We start from the raw sequence: 15411 nt of genomic DNA, 5'->3' as shown, positions 1-15411 counted from the left end.
ACCCACAGACCTACCGCGGCTCACCCCCGCCCCCGGGGCTAGGGGAGGGGGCCGAGGTGGGATTCGATGGCTTGTAGGAGGTCGGGGCCGGCGATGCTGGCGCGGGCGTGCTCCAGGATCGGCGCGAGGTAGACGTCGGGGCCTGGCTCGCCGGCGTAGGTGGAAACGTGGGCGATGGCGGCCTGTCCGGCGGGCGAGGGGGTGAGGGGCGAGCGGAGTTGTAGGCCGCGGACAGCCGAGAGTAGCTCCACGGCAAGGATGCTGGTGAGATTGTCGAGTACCCGCCGCAGCTTCACGCAAGCCGCCCAGCCCATTGACACGTGGTCTTCCTGCATGCCGCTGGTCGGGATGGTGTCCACAGACGCGGGCGAGGACAGGCGCCGGTTTTCCGCGACGATGCCCGCGGCCGTGTACTGCGCGATCATCAGGCCCGAGTTGACCCCCGCATCGGGCGTGAGGAACGGCGGCAGGTCGCGCGATCGGGTCACGTCAAGCAAGCGGTCGATCCGGCGTTCGCTGATCGACCCGATCTCGCAGGCCCCGATCGCCAGGAAGTCGGCGGCGAAACCCAAGGGCGCGCCGTGGAAGTTGCCCGTGGACTCGACCCGCCCGTCGGGCAGCACGACCGGGTTGTCGGCCACCGACACGAGCTCCCGCGCCGCGACCGTCCGGGCGAACTCGAGCGTGTCCCGTGCCGCGCCGGCGACCTGCGGCGCGCACCGCATGGAGTATGCGTCCTGCACCGCGTGCGTCATGTCGTGCCGGTGACTGTCCATGATGGACGAGTTCTGCAGCAGCCGATAGATGTTGGCCGCGCTCACGATCTGCCCCGGATGCGGCCGGATCTCGTGCAGCGAAGGATGGAAGGGCCGATCGGAGCCGAGCATCGCCTCGATCGACAGGGCGGCCGTGATGTCGGCCATCGTGCACAGGTGGCCGAAGTCGTGGCAGGCCAACAGCAGCATGCCGAGCATGCCGTCGGTCCCGTTGATAAGGGCAAGACCCTCCTTGGAGGATAGTTCTATCGGGGCAAGGCCCGCCGCGTGCAGGGCGTCGCTTCCCGAAATCCTGTGGCCGTCCTTTCCGAGCACCCACCCCTCGCCCATCAACACCAGCGCGCAGTGTGCGAGCGGTGCCAGATCTCCCGACGCGCCAAGGGATCCGTGCTCGGGCACCCACGGCGTCACATCATGGTTGAGCAGATCCACGAACGCCTGCGCCACGAGTGGGCGTACCCCCGAATGTCCAAGACAGAGCGACCTCACCCGCAGCAGCATCATGGCGCGCACCACCTCGCGCGGCATTGGCGCGCCGATCCCGGCCGCATGCGAGCGGATGAGCGCATGCTGCAGCTCGGCCCGGCGCGACGGCGAGATGAACGTGTTGGCCAGCGCGCCGAATCCGGTGGAGATGCCATACACCGGCAGCCCGTCGCGCTCGATCTCGTCCACAATGGACCGGCTGCGTTCGAGTGCCGCGATTGATGAAGGAGCGATGCGCACTTGCGCGTCCCCGCGGGCGACGGCGAGCACGTCTTCTGGCTTGCATCCGGTGGGCGCTATCACAATCACTGCGGCACTCCTTTGTGCACAACGGTTTTGACAATCGGGACACCGGGCCGGTAGGCCAGGTGCACGAAGCTCGGGGCGTCGAGGATGATGAGGTCGGCTTGGGCGCCGATGCCCAGGTGACCGATGTCGTTGCGGCGCAGTGCCGCAGCGCCGCCCGCCGTCGCCGCCCACAGCGCTTCGTGCGGGGTCATGCGCATCTCGCGCACGGCGACGGCGATACAGAAAGGCATGGATGAGGTGTACGACGAACCGGGGTTGCAGTCGGTCGCGATGGCCACGGTCGCGCCCGCGTCGATGAGCCTGCGCGCGTCGGGATAGGGCGCGCGGGTGGAGAACTCGCATCCGGGCAGCAGCGTCGCGACGGTCTGCGAAGAAGCCAGGGCCGCGACATCGGCGTCACTGAGATATGTGCAGTGGTCGGCGCTGGCGCAGTCGAGGTCTACCGCGAGCTGCACGCCGCCGCCCGGCCCGAGCTGGTTGGCGTGGATGCGTGGCTGTAGGCCCGCCTTGACGCCCGCGGTCAGGATTTCCCGGGACTCGTCGACGTCGAACGCACCCCGCTCGCAGAACACGTCTATCCACTTGGCGTGCGGCGCGCATGCCGCCAGCATTTCGCCTACCACCAGCGACACGTAATCATCACCGGGTTTGATGTGCGCGCCGAGGAAGGTGGTCTCCTCGGTGAGGGTGCCCGCGATGCGCAGGCTGCGGGCCTCATCGTCGACCGTGAGCCCGTAGCCGCTCTTGATTTCGATGGTGGTCGTGCCCTGGCGGCGGGCCTCGGTGACGAGCCGGGTGGCGTTGGCCTCCAGCGCGCAGGAGGAGGCGGCGCGGGTTTGCTCGACCGTGTAACGGATCCCGCCGCCCGTGTAAGGCGAGCCGGCCATGCGGGCGGCGAACTCGAAGGCGCGGTCGCCCGCGAACACCAGATGGCTGTGGCTGTCGACAAATCCGGGGATGACCGCCCCGCCGCCCGCGTCCAAATAGGAGTCTGCGGCGGGCGCGTGCTTCGAAGACCCGATCCACTCGACGCGATCGCTGACGATGAGCGCGTCGCCTTCGCCGCCGGCGTGCGTGGTGAGCTCGCCGATATTGCCTATCAGTAGAGTGCGCACACGGCCTCCCGAAGCTCGCCGGCCACATCGAGAGAAACGTGCCGGCCATCGGCCACCACCTCACGCCCGTCGACGACCACGTGCGTGACGTCGGCGGCCGTGGCGGTGAACAGGATTCCGGCCGGGTCGCTGCCCGCCGTGCGCGGCGAGTCGAGCGACACGGTCACCAGGTCGGCCCGCTGGCCCACGGCGATGCGGCCCGCGTCTGTCCAACCCAGACTGTCGTGGCCCGCCTTGGTCGCCGCGAACAGCAGCTCGTCCGGGCTGAACCGGCCACGCTTCTGCGAGGCCAGCCGCTCGTTGAGTTCGAGTCCGCGCGACTCCTCGAACAGGTCGATCACCGCGTGGCTGTCGCTGCCGAGCGTGAGCTGCGCACCCGCCTCGTGCAGCGCGCGAGCCGGACCGATGCCGTCGCCCAGGTCGCGTTCGGTCGTGGGGCAGAAGCACGTGTACGCCTGGCTCAGCTGTGCGATGTCGCTTTCGGACAGATGGGTGGCGTGCACGGCCGTGAATCCCTGCTGCAGCACGCCCCGCTCGGCGAGCAGCTCGACCGGGCTGCAGTGGTGCAGCGCCTGGCACGCCTCGTTTTCGGCGCCCTGCTCGGAAACGTGGGCGTGGATCGGGCCGTCGAACTCTGCCACCGGGCGCATCTGGGACGGGGGCACGGCCCGTACCGAATGAATGGCCGCGCCGATCCGGGTGCCGACGATGCCCGCGACCCTTTCCGCCCACGCGTCGGCGTCGCCGTCGCTGAACCGGAGCTGCGTCTCGCTGAGCGGCTCGCCGTTGACCCCGGCCTGAAGGTACAGCGTGTCGATGAGGGTGATGCGGATGCCCGCGTCGTGCGCGGCCTGGATGACGGCGTGGCCCATGGCGTTGGGATCGCTGTAGCGCGCGCCGCCCGGCGCGTGATGCAGATAATGGAACTCGCCCACGGTCGTGACGCCTGCCAGGGCCATCTCCCCGTACACGGCACGGGCCAGGCGATAGTAGGAGTCCGGGTCGAGCTTGGCGGCCACGCGGTACATCTGTTCGCGCCAGGTCCAGAAGTCGCCGCCGCCGTTGTGCGTGCGCCCGCGCAAGGCCCGGTGGAACGCGTGCGAGTGGGCGTTGGCAAACCCCGGGATGGTCAGGCCGGCCCGTGCGATGCCGCCCGATGATGCGGGGGAGACCGCCGTGATGTAGCCGTTTTCGACCTGGATCGCCACGTCGCGCTCGATCCCGTCGGGCAGCCAGGCATACTCACAGCGGTAGATCGTCAACACGTCAGGTCCTGCAGCACATCGGCGAGCGCGGTGACACCCGCTTCGCAATCCTCATCGGCCGCATACTCCAATGGGGAGTGCGAAACTCCGGTCGGGTTGCGCACGAAAAGCATCGCGGTCGGCACGTAGGCGCTGAGCACGCCCGCGTCGTGGCCCGCACCGGTCGGCAGGATCGGCGCGTCCAGCAGGCGGGCCAACCGATCACGCAGTCCAATGTGGAATTCGATGGCGGGCGTGATCGACTCGGCGGTCATCGTCACGGTGGTCCCGTCGCGCGAGGCACGCTCGCTTGCCTTGGCGCGCAACGCCTCCACCAACTCGTCGACGATTTCGGGCGATGGCGCACGCGCGTCAAGCCATGCCCGCACGGAAGAGGGGATGGCGTTTGTCGCGTTTGGGGCGACCTGCACCCGGCCGATCGTCGCGTGTGCGTGCCGCAGCCGTGCCTCCTTGTTCGCCGCGAGCACGGTGAAGGCGAACGTCAGCATCGGGTCGCGGCGGTCGCCCATCTGGGTGGTGCCCGCGTGGTTGGGTTCGCCCGCGAAGTCCAGCCGCCACCGGCCGTGCGGCCAGATCGCGCTGGCCACCCCGACCGGGCGCTGCAGTGCCCGGCCCTGCTCGATGTGCAGCTCGACGAAGCAGCCGATGCGGTCGAGGATGTCCTGCCTGCGGCCGACGGGCTCGAACACGCCTTGAAGGTCGACCTGATCGGGAGCGACGGCACCGGTGAGCAGGCGCGACCCGAGGCACGCCAGCCCGAACCGGGAGCCCTCCTCCTCGGCGAAGACCGCGATCCCGATGGGCTTGGCGGGCTTGACTCCTCTTTGGCGAAGCTCGTCTATCGCCAGCAGTGCGCTGACCACGCCGAGCGGGCCGTCGTATGCGCCGCCGTGGGGCACGGAATCGAGATGGCTGCCCGTCAGCACGGCGTCCGGGCCCGATCCCCACCACGCGAAGATGTTGCCGTTGCCGTCGTCTTCCAGCGCCAGCCCGCGTTGGGTGGCCTGATCGCGGAACCAGTCCCGCAGCGCTAGCTCGGGCTCGGTCCATGCATACCGGACGTAACCGCCGCTGACCGGGTCGCGGCCGATGTCTGCGATCTCATCCAGTAGCTTCATAAGACTCGTCCATGGGTACTCGAACACCCTTCTCCTTGGCGACCTCGGCCGCCTGGTCATAACCGGCATCCACGTGCCTGATGACTCCCATACCCGGGTCGTTGGTGAGCACTCTTTCAATCTTCTGCGCCGCGAGTTGCGTCCCGTCGGCGACCGTCACCTGCCCCGCGTGGATCGAGCGGCCCATGCCGACGCCACCGCCGTGGTGGATGCTCACCCACGACGCGCCGCTGGCGGTGTTGACCAGCGCGTTGAGCAGGGGCCAGTCTGCGATTGCGTCGGAACCGTCCAACATGGACTCTGTCTCCCGGTGGGGCGAGGCCACGCTGCCGCAGTCGAGGTGATCGCGGCCGATCACGATGGGCGCGCGGAGCGTCCCGTCGGCGACCATCTCGTTGAAGCGAGCGCCCGCCCTGTCGCGTTCGCCATAGCCGAGCCAGCAGATGCGCGCCGGAAGCCCCTGGAACGCGACCCTCTCCGAGGCCAGGCGGATCCAGCGGGCCAGTGACTCGTTCTCCGGGAACAGGTCCAAGATCGCACGATCGGTCGCCGCGATGTCTTCTTTCGAGCCCGAAAGCGCCGCCCAGCGGAACGGGCCCTTGCCCTTGCAGAACAGCGGCCGGATGTAGGCGGGCACGAAACCCGGGAAGGCGAACGCCCGCGAGTATCCGCCGAGCTTCGCCTCGCCCCGAATCGAGTTGCCGTAGTCGAACACCTCGGCCCCATTGTCCATGAACCCGACCATGGCCTCCACGTGTTTGGCCATGCTCGCCCGCGCCCGGTCGGTGAATTCCTCCGGCTTCTTGGCCGCGTAGTCGGGGGCATCGCCGAGATCGACATCGAGCGGAAGGTAGGAAAGGGGATCGTGCGCGCTGGTCTGATCGGTGACGATGTCGATTTCCATACCCTTTTCCAGGAGGTACGGAAACAGCCACGCCGCGTTGGCGACCACACCGACACTGAGCGGACGCTTCTCCCGCTTGGCCTGCAAGGCCATGGCGACGGCTTCGTCCACATCGGACGCCACGACATCGAGGTAGCGCGTATTGACCCGCTTTTGCATGCGGAGCGGGTCGACATCGGCGACGATGCATGCGCCGCCGTTCATGGTGATGGCGAGCGGCTGTGCCCCGCCCATGCCGCCACACCCGGCCGTCAGGGTCAGGGTGCCCGCGAGGGTCCCGCCGAAGCGCTTGGCCGCCACGGCAGCGAACGTCTCATATGTGCCCTGCAGGATGCCTTGTGTGCCGATGTAGATCCATGAGCCGGCGGTCATCTGCCCATACATGGTCAGGCCTAGTTTTTCGAGGCGGCGAAACTCCGGCCAGGTGGCCCAGTCGCCCACCAGGTTGGAGTTGGCAAGGAGCACGCGCGGCGCCCACTCGTGCGTGCGGAACACGCCCACCGGGCGGCCCGACTGCACCAGCATCGTCTCGTCGTCCTTGAGCGTGGTCAGCGTCCGGACGAGTGCGTGAAAACTCGGCCAATCGCGGGCGGCTTTGCCGGTACCCCCATAGACAACAAGGTCTTCAGGTCTTTCGGCCACGTCCGGGTCGAGGTTGTTGCACAGCATGCGGATCGCTGCCTCCTGCGGCCAGGAGCGCGCGGTCAACTGGGTTCCGGTGGCGGCGCGGATGATCTGCTCCATTGAAGTCACTCCACGAAGAGATTGCGGCGGGCTGCGGACAGTTCGAATGCTTCGAGGCGGCGCTGCGTCGCGGTCGGGTCGGCGTCGCCCATGGCCTGCAGCAGCACCATGGCCAGCACCATGGGCGCGGTGTGCAGGTCGAACACGAGCTGCGACCCGACCGCGGCGGTGAGCGTGATGTCGGCGCGGTCGGCGGCCGGGCTGACGGGCGAGTCGGTGATGACGACGATGCGAAGGCCGAGCGCGCGGGCCTCGGCGAGCGCGTCGAGCAGCTCTCGCGGGTAGCGCGGCAGCGCGAAGGCCAGCACGGCGCTGGTGCCGGAGCTGGCGGCCTGTTCGAGCCGGTCGGCCAGCAGGCTGCCGCCGTGCTCCAGCACGCGCACCTCGGGGTGGATCTTCGCGGCGAAGTAGCCGAAGTAGTTGGCCAGCGGGGCGGCGGCGCGCAGCCCGAGCACGGGCAGCGGCCGGCTCGCGGCGAGCAGCGCGCCGGCATGCTGGATGGCGCTCAGGTCGGAAAGACCGTCCGCCAGACGCTCCAAATTGGACGCCTCGTCGCGGATCGCCTGCTGCAGCTCGTTTCCGGCCCGGTCGGGGCGGCCGTTGCGTCCGTTGAGGTCGCGCAGCCTTCTCCTGAGCGCCGGGTAGCCGTCGAAGCCCAGCGCCATCGCGAACCGGGTCACGGACGGCTGGCTCACCTGCGCGAGCTCGGCCAGCTCGGCAGCCGACAGGTAGGCCACCTCGTCTGCCCGGTTCACCAACTCCCGCGCTATGCGCCGCTGCGTCGGCGTCAAACGCGTGCTCAGCACAAGTTCGCGAACAGCCTCATTCACAACCTCAACCCTATGCAACCTTTCATTCAGTACGCAACCACACCCCAACCAGTCCGTTGATCATGCACTTACGTCCATGCTCGACGCGTGGCGTGACCCTAACTTCATGATCAATCCGAGGGATCCGGCGGTGCCGGGCGCTCGGCGAGTTCGCTTCAGGTTCAGCAACTGCCGCCGAGCCATGATCAGGTCACCGAGCGCGGTATCGGGACGGCGACCGGCGCACGGTTCGGCCATGTCCGCGAGGATGCCAGCGGCCGACATCAGCACTCGTGGATCGGTTGGCTCGCCGTGGGCCACGCCGTCGCCTGCAACGCCACCGGTCACGGTGGTCCAGGGGGACAGTCATCTCAGGCTCGCGACCGTGGCGCAGCTCGTTGCGCACGAACCGGCAGGTTGCCCGGCTACACCCATCGGGGTGCGCACGGAGACCGATGCGTGGCTCTGCCCGGTGATCTTGGGGTCGTGCTCGGCGTCGGTGACACAGGAAACGTGGGTGTGGCGGCTCCGCATGGCAACTGTTCGTCGCCGAGCACGATTGACGGCGCTTGGTTGCTTGAGTGCAGGATGCCGGGTACTGCACCGGTTTTCGCGCGTGCGGCGACGTTGTCCCGGATGTGGTGCCGAAAAAGCGGGAGCGGGTGTACCTACGGGAGCGCGGCGATCTCGGAGGCGGGCAGCGCGCGGGTGTAGATGCGCACGTCGTCCACGAGCCCGTTCAGGTATGGGTCGACCGAGTATTGGGAGCGGCCGATCCAGTTGCGCGACGTGCTGCCCAGCGAGGCGGGGGACAGCGTCATGCCCGTCGTCCGGCCCACCTCGGCCCGGTTGACGTAGAGGATGCCCACCCCATCGCGCAACGTCACCGCGACATGCGTCCACGTGCCCGTCGGGAGCGGTGCGGGCGCGTTGATCCGTTGCTCCCTGGAGTAGCCGCCGGTCGTGATAGCGAAGCGTGCCGTGCCCGCGTCGCTGCGCGCGGTCAGGAACATGTTGACGCTCGCGCTCGATCCGAAGTCGAAGACGCGCGACCAGGCGGAGTTGGAGTCGAGCCGTACCCACGCCGCGACGGTGAAATCCGTTGCGCCGCTGAGGATTCCGGAAGGGAGTGCCACGTACTGGCTCGATCCGTTGAGGTCGATCGCGTTGTCCAGCCGCCCGGAGACGAACCCGGCCCCGCCGGCGATCGTGGCGGTCCGGCCACCCCCGCTCGCGTCGGCGGACGACGTGCCGGACGACTCGTCGAACCGGTAATGCGCCAGGGGCGCGGGCGGCCCAGCCTGTGGGGCCGGGGACGGGGACGGCGGTGCGGGCGAAGTCTGGGCGGTGGTCGAAGGGCTCGGCGAAACGCGCGGGCTCGCTGATGGCGAAGGCTCTGCCGACGCCTCGCCGAACCCCTCGATGACCGAGTTGCCAGTGGTGTGCGAGCTGGTGCCGGGCGGCTGGAACAGGCGCGGCCCACCGGGCTGTCCGGAAAGGATCCAGGCACCGCCCCCGCCCGCCAGCACGACACCGGCCACGATGGCGGGTATGAGGAGCCGGCGCGCACCGCCCGGAGCAGGCACGAACTCGTCGGCGTCCGGCTCGATCGCCGCGAGCACGCGCGTCTCGGAGTCGTCAGCCGCAGCCGCCATCGCCAGGCGAGAGTCCGGTGCGGGTGGGGCCGCTGTGGGTGAGCCGGGTGACGAGGTGGTCGCCGCTGTGGGCGGGGTGGGTGACGGCAGGCTCGCCGCCGGCGAACTGGGCGAAGGCGTGGTGGCCGGTGTAGGCGGGGTGGGTGACGGCGTGGTCGCCGCTGTGGGCGAGCCGGGTGACGGCGGCGTCGCCGCCGGTGAGCCGGGCGAGGGCGCCGCTGGAGGTGCGGGTGGATCTGCGGGTTGGGCCGGATCCTCGTTGTCCCGCCGGTGCTTGCCCACGCCGAACCGCTCCTTCCACGAAAGTAGCAAAGCCGTAGTCGTCCAAACCCGAGCCCGCAGCCTATCGGGTTTGCCCGGGAAGCCAACCCGGCGATCGGGTCCTAAAAGGTCAACAAATCGCCGACCCGCACCTCGCCCGGCTCGACCGGCGTGAGGTGGACGCCGAACAGCAGCTGCTGTTCGACGTTGCGGTGCCGGGCCAGCGTGCGCAGCGGTTCGCGGCCCTTGGCGCCCGTGGCCTGGTCGGTGGTCGTGACGACGCAGCGGCCGCACGCCTGCGGCACCCGATAGGCGAGCTGTCCGATCTGGATGGTGCGGCCCACCCACTCGTCCTCCTGGAACGGCGCCGCGCCGTCGATGACCAGGTTGGGGCGGAACCGGTTCATGGGCAGTGGGCCTTCGTCGGGGCTGTCGCCCTCGGCGATCCAGTCGTTGAGGCGGCGCAACGATGCGGTGTTGGCCAGCAGCAACGGGGTCACGTCAGCGAAGCTGACCACGTCGCCCGGGATCCCGAAGTCGGGCACGACCGGCCGTGCCGTCGTGGGATCGTCCATCCAGACCAGCTGCGCGGGCACGCCGAGCACCTTGCTCACCCAGGCATCCGCGTCCGGGCCGGCCGACCTCGCGGGCACGACGGCACCGAAAATCTTGCTCGTCAAGGGGATGGTGAATGCCTCATTTGGTACCAGATAAGAATCTTTCGAATGGGTCAGGGCAAGGTGATCGCGGCCCGGCACCGCGCGGAGCTGGCCGAGCCCCGGGACCTCGCGCTGGGTGATCGCCACACCCTCCGGGCCGACCACCAGCCAGCGCCGGTCGCCCTCCAGACCCCACGGTTGCACGGCGGCCGCGTCATGCGCCAGCGCGCTGCATCCTTTGACCGGATATGTGTGTATCGCAATCACCCGCATGCTCAGACCTTATCCGCGCAGGCTTCCCGCTTGGGGTGTCGTGAAGTAGGCAATGCACGTCACCGCGCGCGAGCCTTGTTCCGATCCTGCTCGCGCGGATACATCAGGAAGATGTCGTCGCCCTCGTCCCCGTGGCTGGTGTCGCCGTCGAGCAGCAGTTCGCACTGCTCGGTTGCCCGCGCCGCGACCGCGTCCTCGCCCGGATACGACGAGCCCGACAGCTGGAACTGGCCCACCACCTCGCCGGTGTGCGGCTGCGTGCACGGCACGGCCGCCACCTCCGTCAGGGCCCGGCCCTCCTTCAGATCCTTTTGCTCATACGCCGGCGGGCCGTAAAGCGAGGGTGGCGGTGGTTGCGTCACGGCCCGCCGGCGTACCAACAAAATCACCAGCGGATGGTCCCCAACCGGATATGGCCGCCGTCGGGCTGGCGATCACCGGGCGAGTACCACGAGAACACAAACGACGTCGATGTGCTCAGCTGGGGATGGCCGTTGAACGCGTAACAACCGAACCCGCCGCCCTGGCAGTTGTCCGGCACGCGGCCGACCGGGCCCGCGGTCCACGGGCCGAGCGGGCTGCCGGCCGTGTAAATGCGCAAGTGCGGGCTGTCGTAGAAGCTGTCCTTCACCAGCATGGCCAGGCGCCTGCCGCCGCCCACGCCGCTGAAGTCGCCGACATACACGCCCCACGGCTCGACGCCCGACACGAGCGACACGACCGAGGCGTGGTCGGTGGTCCACTGTGGACTGGCCCCTCCGGGACGTCCCCACCACCGATAATTGGCCGGATCGCCCCACGCGTCGGGGTTCGCGCTCACGCGGGCGGTGAAGATGGCGTCTGGATTTCGTTTGGTGCCAAACAGATAGAGGTACCCATCATCGCCGAACACCGGGTTCGACGGCGTCAGCGTGCTGGGCAGCCCCGCCCGCATCGGGTTGGCCACAAACGGCGTGAAGAAGCGCACGAACCGGTTCGTGGCAGGGTCGTAGTCGGCCATGCGCCACCGTTCCACCGGCCAGCCTCGGCCATCGCCGATCGCCACGCAGATCTCGGCCCAGATCAGCAAGACCCGGTTGGTATTCGGGATGCGTGCGCCGCCCGAGATCCACGCCGCCGAATAGCTGTTGCTTCCCGTGCTGCCGCACGGTACGGGCGGATCGTCGGGAGTGACCAGACCCGTCGGGGCCGGGAAGAAGTTGGCCGGTGACGTGAGCCCCGGCTGGGGTGCCGCGGGCGGGCGGGGCAGCTCACTCAGCCCGGTCGGGGCGACGCCCACCTGGTACGGGCCCTTGGCGGCCGTGCCGTAGGCGAGGAACGCGGGGCCGTTGCGCTGCGCGGTGTCGCCGAACACCCACAGCGCTTCGGTGGACGAGTAAGCGATGCTGTGCCCACCGTCGCGCCCGATGGGGCGGTCCGTGGTGTCCGCCGTGGACAGCACGCGTCCAATGTCGACGGTCGCGACGGTGTTGGCCGACGCGGTACGGAAGTTTTGTGTGGCACTGTAATCGCGGGCGTCCGGCTGGACTCCCGGCCGCACCGCGCCCGTCCCGTGCGGGCCGATGCACAACCCGGGCTGGGCGATGTTGCGGTCGCCGTAGCCGCAGAATTGGGCGTGATACAACGTGTCCGGGGTCAGGCCGGACACCGTCTGGTTGAAGTCCACGAAACCGTTGGTGCGCACGTTGGCCGTGACGCGCGGCGTGGTCAGAATGTTCGTGCTGCCGTCGGCCCAATACTGGAACCAGCCCGTGCACGGGTTGTCGGTCGTCTCGGCCAGGCACTCGGTCTGCGCGTGCAAGACCGCACCGGTCTGCGTGATGTCGGTCGGCGCCGTGGCGCGCCCGTTGCAGGCCGCCAGCGTCACCGCCGTGAGCGCGATTGCCATATAGGAGCGATATTTCACGCATCGCATCACACCGCGCTTTGTCGATGCCCGTCGATGCTGCGGCCGTTTTCTTTACATAGATTTGTCTTTGGTACCCGGCACAGCCCCGCTCAGGCACAGACGGGCTCCAGATTGGCATGGTCAAAGGGCGGATGGCTCTCGCCGCCCATACGCTCGGCCGCGTCGCTGTAGCCGGCGAGCGCGGCGCGCCTGAGCTGAGCGGAAGCCGACGGCGGGTGAGGGCACCGGTCCGTGGTGCGGTTTAGCCGGAGCGCACGGGGGTACTCGCGCACTCATGCGAGAGGTCGAAGCCCTGCTCGACGAGGTCTTCACCCGGCAGGAACGGCTCAGCCGGGACGAAATCCACCGGCGCGCCGTCGCGGCGGACGCGCCGGTCGAGGTGATGAACGCGCTCGACGAGCTGCCCGAGGGCGAGTATGCCCAGGACGAGGTCGCCGACGCGGTCGGGCAGCTGAGCGGTGAGCCCGAACCGACGCCCGGCGCGGGTGTGCCGTCGAGCCAGCTCACCGACGAGGAACTGCTGCGCGAGCTGCGGACGCTGCACCGCACCCGGCATGACACGCTGCGGCACGGCTCGGATCAGGCGCTCGAAACCCACACCGAGCGCATGGCTGAGCTCGAAGCGGAATATCTGCGCCGCGTCCCGGAGCGCGAGGTCGACCCGGAGCGCCTGCGCGCGGGCGCCCGCGATCGCTGGGAGCTGCGCACCGGGGCCGACCAGCCTTGGGACCCGGAGGATTTCGCGGTCGCCGTGGGCCGCGACCCGACGCCGGAAAACGTCGAGTGGGCGCGCGGCTTTCTGGCCGAGCACGGTGCGTCGGCGATCGAGCGCATCGTGCCGTAGCGCCCTATGAGGTGAGCGAGAGCCACATCTGGATCTCGTCGCGGTTGTCGTCCGGCCCGACGCGCAGTGCGCCCGGCAACCGCCCGACCTCCTTGTATCCCAACGACTGGTAGAACCGCTCGATCCCGAGCCCGCCGCGCACGGTCAGAAACAGGCCATCCCACCCGATTTCGCGCGCCACCCGTTCGGCCTCGCGCATCAGCGCCGCACCGTAGCCCCGGCCCTGCGCGTCGGGCGAGACCATCACCCGCTTCACGGTGCGCCAGTGCTCGCAGAGGTGAAAGCGCCGGCTCACGAGCAGGAGCATGGCCGTGAGCCGGTCGCCCTCGTATCCCAGCAACAGCCGGTCGTCGCCGCTTTCGACGTCTTCGAACGCCTGGTGTGCCAGCGCCCCGACCTCGGCCCGGGTCACCGGTGCGACAAAACCCACAGCCCCGCCCGCGTTGGACACGTCGAGCCACAACGTCACGATCTCCTCGCGGCGGGCGGCGGTCAGCGGCGGGTCCAGTTCAAAACGCACCGGCCAAGATTATCCGCAGCGGCTGGGTCCGGACGCGAGGCGATCCGGACCCGGGCGCGCAAGAGCACGGCTTCGCCTGAGCGCAGTGGGATTATTACGACCCTGCCTCGACCTGTGCCGCGAGCTCCTCCGTGGACAGCTGGCGGGCGTTGGCCCCGGCGACCGCGAGCCAGGCCATGTGCAGGCTGCGGTCCGAGCTCACCGTCGCCGACCAGCGGGTGGCCGTGGGATGCGTGGCGATCACCGCGACGCCGACCCGGCGCAGCCCGGCCAGCTGGGCGTCGAGCTCGCGCAGCTGCTGCGAATGCTCACCCCACGGGTCGGCGATGAACAGCACATGCGTGGCCCAGAAGCCCTCGGTCAGGTTGTTGATGCGGGCCGACATGGTGTCGGGGGCCTGCGTCTCGTGCAGGATCGACGCGTTGCCCGCGGCCCGCTTGCTGATCCGGGCCAACGCCTCCGGGATCGAAGCGGTGGTGCGGACGCGGCTCGGGTTGAGCGCCGAGATGTGCCGCATGTCGAGCGGGTTCATGCCCGCCAGCAGCACGGATGCGCTGTCGGTCCACTGGGCGCTCGCGGCCTCGGCGGCCAGCGCGCGCAGCAGGTTCTCGCAGTTTTCCGGATCTCCGGTGATCGTGAGCAGGCCCGTGCGTTCGGTGTCGGCCAGCAGGTCGCCGCCCTGCGGCCAGGTCGCGAACGTCAGGAGTCCGGGCAGCAGCGCCGGGGCCCAGCTCGACTCCGGCAGCGGGGCGTTGGCGGTGAGCGACCACGTGTTCTGCCAACGCTCCTCGAACGGCTCGGGCGGCTCGGCGCACGGCGCCGTCAGGATCACCGCGATGTCACCGCCCGCCTGCCAGACGGCCGCGATGTCGGGCATGTCGGCGGGGGCCCGGCCGCGCAGGCCGATCGCCAGCGAGCGCAGGCACGCGTCGAGCCGGTCGACCGCGCGGTGCTTGGCCATCTGGCGCACGGCGGATTCGACCGTGGGCATGAATACCTTGGTGACGCGGCGCCTGCGGCGTACCCGGATCTGGGTCTGTTTGATCTGGCGGCGGTGCAGGATCACGTGCGCGGCGAGCACGCTGGCGGCGGCCAGCCCGGCACCGGCCGCGAGCGTCGTGGGCACTTTGCGGTCCGGCCCACCGGCCTCCTTCGCCGGTGTATCCACATTAGACGGTTTCGGGGTGGGGCTCTCCACCGGCGGGGCGGGCTTTTCGACGGGCGGGGCAGGCTTTTCCACGGGCGGCTGCGGCGCCTGCGTTTGTGGCGCCGGGGTTTGTGGCACCTGAGTCTGCGGCACCTGAGTCTGCGGCATGATGACCGAGCCGGTGGCGTGGCCCATGATGCCGCGGTCCCGCGCGTCGGCCGGCAGGATCAGGCGCCAGCCCGGCTCGATGTGGTGTGGATCCTTGATGAGCTTGGGGTTGAGCTTGACGATATCGTTGTAGCAGTTGAAGTCGCCGGTGAAGCGGAGCGCGATCCGGCCGAGCCAGTCGCCCTTGCGCACGATATAAACCATCTGCCCGGCTTGAACTTCGGCTTGAGCCTGGACTTCGGCTTGAGCCTGGACTCCAGTCTGAGCCAGGCCCGCCGGTGGCGGCGCGGCGTTCGCGGCCATCCGCGGCGCGGGGTTGGCGGTGACCTGCGGCGCGGGGTTGGCGGTGACCTGCGGCGCGGGGTTGGCGGTGACCTGCGGCGCGGGGTTGGCGGTGACCTGCGGCGCGGGGTTGGCAGTGGCCGGCGGCACGGCATTGGAAGCCACCC

At 69.4% G+C, this 15411-nt stretch carries 13 protein-coding genes and 1 pseudogene; 1 reads left to right on the top strand and 13 read right to left on the bottom strand.

Translation table 11 applies throughout. The features are described from left to right. Positions 1–38: 38 nt before the first annotated feature. The 11 genes from hutH to DM816_RS13710 all read right to left on the bottom strand — a co-directional run bounded on the left by hutH (position 39) and on the right by DM816_RS13710 (position 12280). On the bottom strand, positions 39–1571 hold the full coding sequence (gene hutH, locus DM816_RS13765) for a histidine ammonia-lyase (protein ID WP_117210616.1): 1533 nt from the start codon (positions 1569–1571) through the stop codon (positions 39–41). Continuing rightward, the gene (hutI, locus tag DM816_RS13760; protein ID WP_117210615.1) at positions 1568–2686 is read right to left on the bottom strand and encodes an imidazolonepropionase; all 1119 of its coding nucleotides are present in this window, start codon (positions 2684–2686) and stop codon (positions 1568–1570) included. Before hutI ends, hutH begins: the two co-directional genes overlap by 4 nt. Then, positions 2671–3948 (bottom strand): formimidoylglutamate deiminase, encoded by a 1278-nt coding sequence (locus DM816_RS13755; protein ID WP_117210641.1) that lies wholly within the window; start codon positions 3946–3948, stop codon positions 2671–2673. Before DM816_RS13755 ends, hutI begins: the two co-directional genes overlap by 16 nt. After that, on the bottom strand, positions 3945–5069 hold the full coding sequence (locus tag DM816_RS13750; protein WP_117210614.1) for an allantoate amidohydrolase: 1125 nt from the start codon (positions 5067–5069) through the stop codon (positions 3945–3947). Before DM816_RS13750 ends, DM816_RS13755 begins: the two co-directional genes overlap by 4 nt. Continuing rightward, on the bottom strand, positions 5053–6717 hold the full coding sequence (gene hutU, locus DM816_RS13745) for a urocanate hydratase (protein WP_117210613.1): 1665 nt from the start codon (positions 6715–6717) through the stop codon (positions 5053–5055). Before hutU ends, DM816_RS13750 begins: the two co-directional genes overlap by 17 nt. A 5-nt stretch (positions 6718–6722) precedes the next feature. Then, positions 6723–7547: a MurR/RpiR family transcriptional regulator gene (locus tag DM816_RS13740; RefSeq protein ID WP_117210612.1), complete on the bottom strand. Its 825-nt coding sequence runs from the start codon at positions 7545–7547 to the stop codon at positions 6723–6725. A gap of 647 nt (positions 7548–8194) precedes the next feature. After that, positions 8195–9181: a LamG domain-containing protein gene (locus DM816_RS13730; protein ID WP_117210610.1), complete on the bottom strand. Its 987-nt coding sequence runs from the start codon at positions 9179–9181 to the stop codon at positions 8195–8197. Further along, positions 9165–9482, bottom strand: a complete 318-nt coding sequence (locus tag DM816_RS13725; RefSeq protein ID WP_162907446.1) for a hypothetical protein — start codon at positions 9480–9482, stop codon at positions 9165–9167. Before DM816_RS13725 ends, DM816_RS13730 begins: the two co-directional genes overlap by 17 nt. A gap of 82 nt (positions 9483–9564) precedes the next feature. After that, entirely contained in the window at positions 9565–10374 is an 810-nt protein-coding gene (locus tag DM816_RS13720) for an MOSC domain-containing protein (RefSeq protein ID WP_117210608.1), read from the bottom strand. A 59-nt stretch (positions 10375–10433) separates the two neighbouring features. Beyond that, positions 10434–10763: a hypothetical protein gene (locus DM816_RS13715; protein WP_162907445.1), complete on the bottom strand. Its 330-nt coding sequence runs from the start codon at positions 10761–10763 to the stop codon at positions 10434–10436. Beyond that, a complete protein-coding gene (locus DM816_RS13710) occupies positions 10760–12280 on the bottom strand; it encodes a DUF4185 domain-containing protein (protein WP_162907444.1) in 1521 nt (506 codons plus the stop codon). Before DM816_RS13710 ends, DM816_RS13715 begins: the two co-directional genes overlap by 4 nt. Before the next feature lie 277 nt (positions 12281–12557). Here DM816_RS13710 and DM816_RS45795 point away from each other — a divergent pair. Then, positions 12558–12959: pseudogene (locus tag DM816_RS45795) on the top strand (DUF6158 family protein); the annotation flags it as partial. Between the two features lie 172 nt (positions 12960–13131). Here DM816_RS45795 and DM816_RS13695 read toward each other — a convergent pair. Continuing rightward, positions 13132–13647, bottom strand: coding sequence for a GNAT family N-acetyltransferase (locus DM816_RS13695; RefSeq protein WP_117210604.1), 516 nt, complete (start codon positions 13645–13647; stop codon positions 13132–13134). Positions 13648–13741: 94 nt separating this feature from the next. After that, a partial coding sequence (locus DM816_RS13690) for a LysM peptidoglycan-binding domain-containing protein (protein ID WP_162907443.1) occupies positions 13742–15411 on the bottom strand: 1670 nt, incomplete at its 5' end.

The sequence above is a fragment of the Allorhizocola rhizosphaerae genome (assembly GCF_003426775.1).
GTDB classification, from domain to species: Bacteria; Actinomycetota; Actinomycetes; order Mycobacteriales; family Micromonosporaceae; genus Allorhizocola; species Allorhizocola rhizosphaerae.
This window is presented reverse-complemented; position numbering and strand designations above follow the sequence as displayed.

What these genes read in the sequence shown, in the direction of transcription:
- DM816_RS13750 (WP_117210614.1), bottom strand. Translation starts at nt 5,069, where the DNA reads ATGAAGCTACTGGATGAGATCGCAGACATCGGCCGCGACCCGGTCAGC.
- hutU (WP_117210613.1), bottom strand. Translation starts at nt 6,717, where the DNA reads ATGGAGCAGATCATCCGCGCCGCCACCGGAACCCAGTTGACCGCGCGC.
- DM816_RS13730 (WP_117210610.1), bottom strand. Translation starts at nt 9,181, where the DNA reads ATGGCGGCTGCGGCTGACGACTCCGAGACGCGCGTGCTCGCGGCGATC.
- DM816_RS13720 (WP_117210608.1), bottom strand. Translation starts at nt 10,374, where the DNA reads ATGCGGGTGATTGCGATACACACATATCCGGTCAAAGGATGCAGCGCG.